The organism is Candidatus Mycoplasma haematohominis (assembly GCF_902712995.1).
In the GTDB taxonomy this organism is placed as follows: domain Bacteria; phylum Bacillota_I; class Bacilli_A; order Mycoplasmatales; family Mycoplasmoidaceae; genus Eperythrozoon_B; species Eperythrozoon_B haematohominis.
The window spans coordinates 18,482-28,931 of record NZ_CACTIB010000014.1; the positions used below are offsets into that span (position 1 = coordinate 18,482).

The window sequence follows — 10,450 nt, forward strand, 5'->3', positions numbered from 1 at the left end:
TTAAAAGATTAAATTCTTATCTACTCCCATGATTCTCTCACAAATGAAATCTATCATTTCCTCTGTTACATCTTCCACTTTGCAAGTATATAAGGCATTGTAGTTAGGGTTAAAAATCATGATATATTTAATTTCTTTATCAAACTTAGAATTTGATAGGTTATTCTCTAGTCTCTGAAGAAGTCAATAAGTGAGAACTTGAAGACAGTCATCAGAGTAAACGCCGTTATATTTTGTTACTTTGAAATCCAAAATGGTTAAATCTGAGTAGAAATCTCCATCTGCGTTAGACAAATGTGAACAATGTTTAAAAGTTTCTGGCCTGAACTTAAGAGGATGTTTAAACATAGGTTCGCATTTTTTCAGGAACTCCATGGATCTATTAATAAGTTGAGTTATGTATTCGAACTCTTCTTCACTAGGTTTATTGGAATTCTGCAATTCGACAACAGCTTCTACTCCAGTCCCAGCTCTGTAAATCCTGTCATAAGCAGATAAATTCATGAAATCACTTATTAAGTCATTACTTACCTGTCTGTCTTCTTCCTGATTTAGTCTTTCAGCTGTCTGAAGATAATGTTCAAAATGTTCTTGACTCATGTTTTCTAATAAAACAAGATTATTTTTGAAGGTAGTGATTGCCTCTTGAACGTCTCAACCGCATAAGTACTTGGATAGATATTCAACTGTTAACCCAATCAAACGAGCATCCAAAACACCCTTTGTGCTTAATAATGGACTTTTATTAAATATCTCTTTTTTGAAAATTTTTCTAATTTCGTCTTTATAAGGAAAAGACCGTGACTCTCTGCTAACTATCTGTGTAACAGTGCCCTTTATTATTTTTGTTTTGGGGTGGGTCATGGTCGTTAGGTAGATTTTCTGGATAAATTTATTCTCAGAAATCGAAATAATTTCTCAACGGCATATTTCCTATTTGTGGGGTTATTTAATTTGCTTATTAAAAACCAATTCTTATGCAGGAATAGTTAAATTTAGAAACTGCTCCTATTTTGTGAATTTGCGCCACTTTTGGTGGTGTAGCTTTTTCTACACACTCTTTTGTTTTTTCTTCGTAAAAGATTGATATCGGAGAGCAATAAATTTTGAAAATAATATTTAATACCGTCTCTTTTTAATTTCACTAAATCTGAGCGATAATTGACAAATATTAAGTTTTTATTCAGTTCCTCTTAATAGCGACCTCTTCTCTGTTTTCCATAAAAGAATGACTACTTTTGTTTGTAAACAATAAAAAACGGTGTTTTTTAAAAATTTGCTATTCTAACAATATTTGTTAAATGCTAAATTTAAATTTTTGAGTTGTTTTTTAATTTAAGGTACTTAAAATTTACGGCTTTTCTTTTTTGTATATTTACGCTTTTATTAAGAAAAATTTTTATATTCTAGAACCAGTATCTGAACAATATCTTCAAGCGTCTTCTACTTCATCTGATGATGAATTATCAGATTCATAAAAGTCTTTGCAAACTTTATTTAAAGATGTATCATTCTCTATTTTTTCGTCTCAACCATTTCTTATATTCTTAAATTTATTACTCAAAGGAAAAGCGCTGGTTTCATCTTTTATGTCTTTTTGAAATCTATATTCAAAAGACCATTCTCATCAATCTTTTTTCCAATCATAGACTACAAATTTATCTCTTTCGCTCTCCTGTATTTTTAATTTTTCTAAATCTTCTTCCTTCTTTTTCGCTTGACCTAAGGTCATATAAATTATTGATTTACTTTTATTGCCTTCAGTTGAAAATGAAGCTCTTTTCCCGGAAGAAATTTTTCCTTCTACAGAGCTTCCTTCTGTCGGATCTTTACCATCTACAGAACAAACTAATCAGAATAAATCTTTATATTCTTCATATTTAGTTGGACTTCCGTAGATTCGATAACAAAACTGATTCATGTACAAATCTTTTTCCAAATTTCAAATTATTCCGCTTTTGTAACCTCCTATAAATTTCACAGATGGAGAAGAAAATTTTTGGTTTTTTATCATGTACTTTCTGCTTTTATAAGCAGTTTCTCATCAATCTTTATTTTCTGATTTAGAAGCTGCAAGTTTTGATCGGTGCTCTTCTTTTATATGCCTCATTTCGTATAAAGTATGACTTTTGTAATATCTACTATCAATTTTTGAAGGAGATGCGTTTGCATGAGCTCTAGGATCAAAATTAGCTTTTTTACTCTCATCAAAAACAACTGTTACTGTCTTTTTTCTTGCCGGAATAATTGTTTTTATATTTGAATTATCTAACGTTAGAAAAGCTTCATCTTCAACAACATTATTAAGCAAACAAGCTTTTAAAAATTCATGAATAGAAACACCTAAAGTTGCATTTCCTCCAATAGCTGCGACGGCAATTGTAATTTTTGTTTCTGAAAGCATTTTTCTTAGAGTGACGAAGCGTTTAAATAAGAAATTTGAAAAATGAATCAAACTTCAGTAACTCTGTTTTTTGCCCAGTTAATTAAGATTCAGTTTTTGTGTTAGTTTTGTCTTATCTAGTCATGTAACTTATTATTCAAATTCATGTTTCCTACATATGTTAGAAATAAATTTATATTGATAAAGTTGAATAAAGTATTAGGGGAGAAATCTCAAATATTTAAATTTGTCTTTAATATGGAGAAATCAAATTTAATCCGAAAATCATAAATTTGTTTTTTATAGAAAAATCTTTATAAAGTGGCGATCCTGATATGAGTAGATTAGTAGCAATAGCTTTCTTAACAGGAGGTACAGTAGGCGGTGGTGTGTTTGGTATTGAAAAGCTAACAAATATGACGCAAGAAGTCGAAACGTTAAATATGAGTACATCAGTCTACAAACACAAATTTGGGGGAATATATGCATATCACTTTCTAGATACATCAGATACAAAAAATGATTGATTTTGAAGAATTAGAACAACAGAGATAGGAAATACTAGTTCATTAGTTGAAGGTAGCTTTTTTGCTACAGTAAAAGAGAAAGCTCTTTCTTCAGATGAAAACGAAAAATATCATGCTTACTTTGAATTGAAAAGAGTATGTGAAGAAAGATACAGGTCTGATGATGATTCTCATAAGAAAGGAGAAACATACAAATGAACAGAGGTTTGAAATTTCTGTTCTTTAAACGGAATAAGGATCTATATAGATTTAGATTTAGTTACTGAATTGAAAAAAAAGGATTACACAGGTAAATTTGCAGCTGATCATCTAGATAGTTTGATATATCCATGAGTCCCTTTAAACGGTTGGATATGACAAGAAAAAGCTGATCTTTTGAGCAAAGAGGAAACTAAGTTAGTTGATGAAAGCTTCTTTAAAGAAGCTAAATCTAAGACTTCTGATGAAGAAATGATAAATGCAATAAAGGAAACATGTAATTCTAAATATGAAGAAGACAAGCCAAATAATATGGATGAAAAATGAAATGAAGTTATTAAATTTTGTGGAATAGAGGTTGAAAAAGCAGAAAAGGAAGATCCAAAACAAAAAGATTAGTTTTTAAAACAATACGTACAAAAAATTAATATAAGCAAACAGTTTTCTTTTTACTTTATTTATAAATCTGTTTTTGAAGTCTAAATAAAGTCAATACTTAAACTATTCGATTTGAGAAATTAGTTATCCATTTTGAGATATCAACACAAGTCCCCTTAAGAGATAGTTTATGACTGTAGAAAAAGCATGCAAAATTGTTTCGCTACTCCACTCTACAAAACAGAGTGTTAATATATAGATAATATGAAGAATAAATTAGCTGCAGGAGCAGGAGTTGCTGCAATTGCAGCAGCAGGTGGAGGTTATGGTGTTAAGAATTACTTCTATATTCCTGATATGCCAACTTACAAAACAGTTGCGGAAATAGGAACTTCTTTAAGTACTACTTATTCAGAGAATACCGTTGGGAAAACTTACAGTAAATATCTAGTAAATCCTGATGAGGAAAGCAATAAAGAATGATGAGAGTGATCCTTTAAATACATTCTATTTTGAGGCTCAAAAAATGGTTTAAGTTCAGAATTCTCTAAAGTTAAAGAAGCATATAAAAAAGAAAGCGGAGGAAGTGAAACTCATTTAAACAAAGTTTGTGAAGCTGCTTTTAAGAAACAAACAGATTCTTCATTTAAGAATACTAAATATGAAAGTGACATGTGGCATTATTGTTCAGTATTCGTTATTAAACCTTTAACAATTAAAGATTTAAACGAACAGGAAGCATATCCAGCCGATTCTGTCATAAAAACGCATACAGATCTTGCATCTACTAAAGATGCAAGAAATGGATATTTTTGAAAAATAAAAGAAGAAGAGTTTTTTGCTTCTGCAGATGGTAAAACAGAAAGCAACACTTTTTTCAAAACTTTCTACGACAAAAACAAAGATAAAAGCAAAGAAGAAAGAGAAAGTTTAAAAGACAAATGTGAAGAAGCTTACAATATGAATTCTACGAGCGATCCAACCCCTGCTTCTGTTAAAAGCAATTGTTCATTTCACTTATTATCAAGTAACTAGTGGATCCACTTAAGGCTGCATCCATAGCGGGAGCAGGAACTATTTTTGCAGGAGCAACTGGTTACGGAGTTTACAAACTAGTTGAAGACAAAACTTTAACTATTCAACAGTCTAGAGAAAAAGGCAGGGAAGAAAAGAAAACATCTGAAAGTGGAAATAGTTATGGAGCTGGAACATGAGGAGAGCAATTCAAAGATAAATTGATGGCAATTAATGCAGAAGAAAATAAAGATTGATGGATTAAAAAACAATCTGAATTCTTTGGAACAGTAAGTCCAGAAAAACATGGAACCGGACAAAGTGCTACTGACACTACTTTAAACTTCAAACAGTTGTATTCAGATAAATCAACTAAACACTCTACAGCAGATGCACTTAAAAATAAATGTAAAGAAGTTTACGAAATGACTTACACGCCATCAACGGATACAAATAAAGTAAAAGAAAAAGAAGTATTTAAGTTCTGTTCTAAATTTGAATTCAACGAAGAAAAACAATCTGCATAAATTAAAAAACATATATTTCTAAATTCTCATAGTTTCAGTAAAAAAATTCTGATACCCGATTCACTAAAGATCTATTTTTTAACTACAAAAAATAAACAAGTTTTCAGGATAGTTAATTCTCAATATCCCTATAAACATTTACAGAGCTTAAAAAATTAACCACCTTAATGAAACATTATCTCACTATCTAACTTTGCGAAAATACAAGCATTTAAAACAACATTATTTTTAAGAAGGTCAAAAAAATCGACTATATAAATTCACATCTAAGAATTATTGACCTTAGCCTATAATTCTTTTCCGACACTATTTTTTATACATGTTCTTATACCCCTTCTTAATTTCTTCTTTTGTTAGCGTAATCATATTTGTTTCTCCTCTAATTCAAAAAGTATCAGAACAATATCAAGCAAGTGATTTTGAAAATGTATTTGTAACTCCTGAAGAATATCTCCCTCCAGAAAGAAAACTAGAAGAAATAGAGGAGGAAGAAGCTTACAGAATGGAAAAAATAATCAAAGATTATGAAGTTATTATGTTTCTAAATGGAGGGCGAGGGACAGGTTGAATATTAGATTTTGAGTTGAAAGATGATATATGAAAATACCCAACTAAATGATTCTTTGCAACTAATTATCATGTAGTAAGCAGATTTAATTTTCCTGATGGAAACTCTAAGAACAGTAGAAAATCAAAAGGAATCTCTGTGAAAAATGACAACACGATAAATAGTGTCGGGAAATTCTTGATAGCCAAAGACCATTCGCCAGAATATGACAAGATGCCTTTATGAGAAATTCCTTCAAAATGAAATAAAGTTGATCCTTCTTATGTAGCTAAAGATAAATGAGAAATAGTTGATGCAAGTAAACCATATACAAAGCCTAAGCCAGGAATAATTAATGTATATGCAGCAGAAATAGAAAAACCTAAACTGTTTTATTCTTCTATTGATTTCTTAAATACGAGACCCTCTTATTTAACCGAAAAATTATTTCCTAATAATACAAGCTATTACAAAGACTTTGCTATTGTTGAAGTAAATTTCGATAGTCCTTCTATTGCAAAACTTGTAACTAAAAATTTCTACAGGAAATATTACTTAAATCACAAATTTGAAGATCATCTAAAAAAGAAAACAAGCTTAACTACAAAAGAAAGTGATGCTTTAAATTACTTTAGACAAATAAATAAAAGATATAAGAAACTAGATTTCTTTAATAACGTACAGGATAGGATCTCAAAGGAAGATAAAAAATGAACTGAGATACCTTATGAGAACTATTTCAGTGCTGGCTATTCAGCAAATGCATACATGACTTATCAAGCTTTCGGAAATTATTCTCCTATAAGTAAACATTCATTAGCTCCCAATTACGAAAGAAGATGTAAAAACGTAAATGGATTAGGAGATCAACCTTTTAAAGACAAGAAAGTCAAACTAATAGGATGCAATTGATCTATGGTTAATTCTTGACTTGGAAAAGGCTCTTCAGGATCTTTAGTTACCGACAAGAATGGAAATGTTGTTGGATTATTTAGAGCAGTTAAAAATCTAGCTATTGATGGAACCAAAAATTATGAAAACAGTATCGCAAGTATTGAACCTATTAGAGCTCATAAATTAGTGAATGACAAAAACGAAGAATACTCTCCAGAATATGACTTAATAGAAGGAGTATCAGGACAGAGAGATTCTTACAGAAGCAAACTTTTAAGTGAATATCCAAATATAAATACCTTTATGAAGGAATTAAGAAAATGGAAAAAGAATAGTGATCAACCTTAGAGTTTCTCCTTGTTAGAGTTATGTTCTTTTTTTCAAATTAATTACACAACAAATAACGAAAAAACATAGATTAACTACAAATATAGAAATTTTCTGCTCTATATAGACTTTATCTTTAATTGGCAATGTCAGTTTTTAAAGTAGTAGGAACAGTAATCGTTTTTGTATCAGCTCTGGGTGGAGGTGGTTATTTTGCCTGAGACTACTTCATAGATACAGAGATCAGAAGTTTGGATAATTCTAAATATGAAGAGAATACATTTGGTAAGAGATACGGTATATATCTTCTTGATCCATTTAATAGAAAGAATAAAGATGCATGAGAAGCTCTTTTTAATAAGTGAAATACTGATAAAGATAAAACACAATCTCCTCCTCAACTAAGCAATGAATTCCAAAAAGAAAAGATTGACAAAGGTTATTCAAATAAAGAAGGAGAGGAAGATAAATCTTTAAATAAGATTTGTGAAGCAATTTTCAAACAAGCAGAAAATCAAGTTACTAACGGCAAAAAGACAAATACATGAACTTATTGTTCTTTATTAGGAGAGGAAACAAAATTAATTTCTGCTACTGAAAAATCTAGTTATGCAGGCAAATTTGGAGGCAAAGATGAATTTCAAAATAAATTAGTGGTGGTTAAAAAAAGCGAAACAACAAATCCAAACGAAGCTTTCTGAAGCAGAAGAAACAAAGAATTTTTTGATGAAATAAATTTAGAAACTACATCTGGCAAACATGCTTCCAAGGATTCTATATTTGCCGCTTTATATGAGAAGAAACATCAACAAAGGCGTGAAATTAATGATACAGTAAGAGATACTTGCGAGAAAGCTTACGATAAGAAAATTACAGGGGTGGATGAAAAAATTAAATTTACTGAGGCAGATATCAAAAGATTTTGTTTCTTAATTCCTGAATAAATCAGCTCTAATTATTTTTTAGGATCATAGACCATTCTTACAGCACACCAGAAAGTTTTGCCTGACATAGGATTATTTGTTTTTATTTCTGAATAATCATTTGGTTTATCTTTACCATCTACAAAACAGTAATCCTGTTTATCTGCAGCATCTAATTTTTCATCAACAATTCCTTGCATTGCTTTTTTTACATAATCTCCAGCACTCATAGGTTTAGAACAGAATAGAGCAGCTTCTTGGAATTCATCTATTGAATCTGGTTTATTACCGTCTTTAATCTCATCAATAAAGTCTTTAGTTAAGTAAAAACTCTTTCTTTCGAAATTCTTTTCCAAAGCAACTTGACATTGTCTTTTAAGAGCTTTTATTTGTTCTTCAGTAACATCTGAAATACTTTCAATTCCGTTACTATCTTTTTTATTTCCTAAAAAAGTACTTGTATCTTTTATAAATGTCTGTGATTCCCAGTTTTTCTTATCTCCTTCTTTCTTAAACCAACCTCCAGCAATTACTTCTTTTCAATCAGTATCATCTTCATGTTTATTTTCATCAGTATTTAAAAGAGTTAATTTATGCCTTGCTAGAACATGTTTAACTTTAGGCTCTGTACATCATTCTCTTAATCTTGACAACTCACTAAATGTTTCTTTATTTTCTTTTGTTGCATTATCTCTAGGAACAGCAAATTGTGATTCAGGTTTTGTGCCTGCTAAAGCTTGAATACATGCTTGCTTTAAGTTTTCTGTATCTTCTTTTGTAGGCTTTTCTAAATACTTAATTGTTTTTCCTTCTTTATTTGTATAAGTTTGTTGTTTGAAAGTAACAGCTTTACTGCCAGAGAACATTCTGTTAACTGGATAATGTAGCTGAGCATGTCTAGTTGGAAATAACCTTTGAGTAAGAATATTCTGAAGAACTTGTTCGCTAGTATCTTTATTTACTACAGTATATTTAGCCTCCTGAAGAACTTCCAAATATGACTTATGCTTCTCTAGAGCTGGTAAATTAGCATCTAAAAATTCTTTTGCGCTACTTACAGATTGAAATGAATATCAAGTTTTGTTGAAGTAAAGCTTTACCCCTCCACCTATTGAACCAACAAACAAAATAGGGATCCCGTATTTAGTAAAGAGATATGAAAAAACTTTCATGATGGTTTCATTGAGAATTAACTATTATTTGCTCTTAGCTTTATATAAAGCCTTAACAGCACATCAGAAAGATTTACCCTCTAAAGGATTATTAGTAGTTCAAGAATCAAAGTTATTGGATGTTTCTGTCATATAACAATAGTCAGATTGATCTAGAACTACTGAAGTTTGAACATCTCCTTGTAAAGCCTTAGTGATATAGTCAGAAGCTTTCATAGACTCTACACAGAATAAAGCTAATTCTTGGAATGGATCGATTGTTGGTTTGTTATCTTCTTTTATTCCTTTAATAAACTGAGTAGTTAAATAGAAATTAGTTCTGGTAAATGGTTTTTGAAGTTCAGCTTTACATTTTTGTTTAAAGAAATCTATCTGTTCTTTTGTTACCTCTGATGTAAGACTGATTCCTGTTTCTTTTTTATCTTTTAAAAAGGTATCAATTTCATTAGCTGAAACAAAAGACTGCTCTTCTCAGTTTTTCTTATCTCCTTCTTTCTTAAATCATCCTCCAGCAATTACTGTTTTTCACTTTTCGTCATCGTTAGTATTGTCTGTATTTAGAGGAGTTAACTTATGTCTTCTAAGAACTTGATCAACTGTGGGTTCAGTACATCATTCTCTTAATCTTGCAAGTTCTTTGCCTTCATCTGTAGTTGTTTTTTCTGCTTTTGTTCTATCTACTTCTCTATCTAAAGCAGTTATGCAAGATTGTTTTCAAGAATTTATGAAACTTTCCTGTGGTTTCTGTAGAACCGTTAATGAATAATCTTTATCTCCTACTCTGCTATCGAATTTTTTTATCTGGAAAGTAACCTGAGCACTTCCGGAAAATCTTTGCCCAGTTGAATAGCTAAGACTGTCTTTTGTAGGATCCAGTCTTTCCATCATGATATTTAAGATGATTTCATTAGATGTTTCTGTCTTTACTAACTCATATTTCTTTTCTTTTAATAAGGATCCATAAGTTGTTTTGGTTGTATCTGTAACTTGTTGGGGTTGGTCAGTTGAAGATTCATTTCTAGTAGGTTGTGATTCAAAATTAGCTGAAGGTACAGTATTTGAATCAGTAGTATTAGAAGTTGAATTTACATCCATGGTTCCAAAACCATGACCATTTTTTAAATACATTTTGGAGCCTACACCTGCGGCTCCTGATACGACGCCAGTAGCTGTTACAGCCTTAGCAATAGTTGAAAATATAGACATTGTTTCATTGAAGTTGCCGGCATTCTAAAAAAGGTGAATATTCAAAAAATATTAATTTTTAGTAAATTCTCAAAAAATAAATGTGAATTATGAAACCAAAAGAATAAGAATTAGATTAATTTATGTTTTTTACACTTACAAAAATTCTCTAAAGGATCAATAAATACTAGACTATGAAACAGAAATCTTAGATTTTTGAACAAACAAAAAAATTTTTTTATTTTAATAAATAATTTTTTCCCCATCCAACACACCCCCAATTAATAATTTGTTATTGTTTTTTATAAAACTTCGAACATACCAAACATAAAAATCGATATGATATTGAGATAACACCTATATTATAAATAAATA

Annotated in this window: 9 protein-coding genes; 5 read left to right on the forward strand and 4 right to left on the reverse strand. The window is 30.2% G+C overall.

Features of this window, described 5'->3' with window-relative positions; translation table 4 throughout:
* The gene (locus H6411_RS02410) at positions 1-864 is read right to left on the reverse strand and encodes a hypothetical protein (protein WP_216083053.1); all 864 of its coding nucleotides are present in this window, start codon (positions 862-864) and stop codon (positions 1-3) included.
* A gap of 535 nt (positions 865-1,399) precedes the next feature.
* Positions 1,400-2,404: a hypothetical protein gene (locus H6411_RS02415; protein ID WP_216083054.1), complete on the reverse strand. Its 1,005-nt coding sequence runs from the start codon at positions 2,402-2,404 to the stop codon at positions 1,400-1,402.
* 314 nt (positions 2,405-2,718) lie between these two features.
* Here H6411_RS02415 and H6411_RS02420 point away from each other — a divergent pair, with 314 nt between their 5' ends.
* From H6411_RS02420 to H6411_RS02440, 5 genes are all read left to right on the forward strand, one after another.
* Positions 2,719-3,507, forward strand: a complete 789-nt coding sequence (locus tag H6411_RS02420) for a hypothetical protein (protein WP_216083055.1) — start codon at positions 2,719-2,721, stop codon at positions 3,505-3,507.
* 243 nt (positions 3,508-3,750) lie between these two features.
* On the forward strand, positions 3,751-4,521 hold the full coding sequence (locus H6411_RS02425) for a hypothetical protein (protein WP_216083056.1): 771 nt from the start codon (positions 3,751-3,753) through the stop codon (positions 4,519-4,521).
* Entirely contained in the window at positions 4,521-5,027 is a 507-nt protein-coding gene (locus H6411_RS02430) for a hypothetical protein (RefSeq protein ID WP_216083057.1), read from the forward strand. Before H6411_RS02425 ends, H6411_RS02430 begins: the two co-directional genes overlap by 1 nt.
* A gap of 319 nt (positions 5,028-5,346) precedes the next feature.
* Positions 5,347-6,816 (forward strand): MIP family Ig-specific serine endopeptidase, encoded by a 1,470-nt coding sequence (locus H6411_RS02435; protein ID WP_216083058.1) that lies wholly within the window; start codon positions 5,347-5,349, stop codon positions 6,814-6,816.
* Positions 6,817-6,941: 125 nt separating this feature from the next.
* Entirely contained in the window at positions 6,942-7,739 is a 798-nt protein-coding gene (locus H6411_RS02440) for a hypothetical protein (protein ID WP_216083059.1), read from the forward strand.
* An 11-nt stretch (positions 7,740-7,750) separates the two neighbouring features.
* Here H6411_RS02440 and H6411_RS02445 read toward each other — a convergent pair whose 3' ends face one another.
* Complete coding sequence (locus H6411_RS02445) at positions 7,751-8,890, reverse strand: hypothetical protein (protein ID WP_216083060.1); 1,140 nt, start codon at positions 8,888-8,890, stop codon at positions 7,751-7,753.
* A 24-nt stretch (positions 8,891-8,914) separates the two neighbouring features.
* Entirely contained in the window at positions 8,915-10,096 is a 1,182-nt protein-coding gene (locus H6411_RS02450; RefSeq protein WP_216083061.1) for a hypothetical protein, read from the reverse strand.
* Between the last annotated feature and the right edge of the window lie 354 nt (positions 10,097-10,450).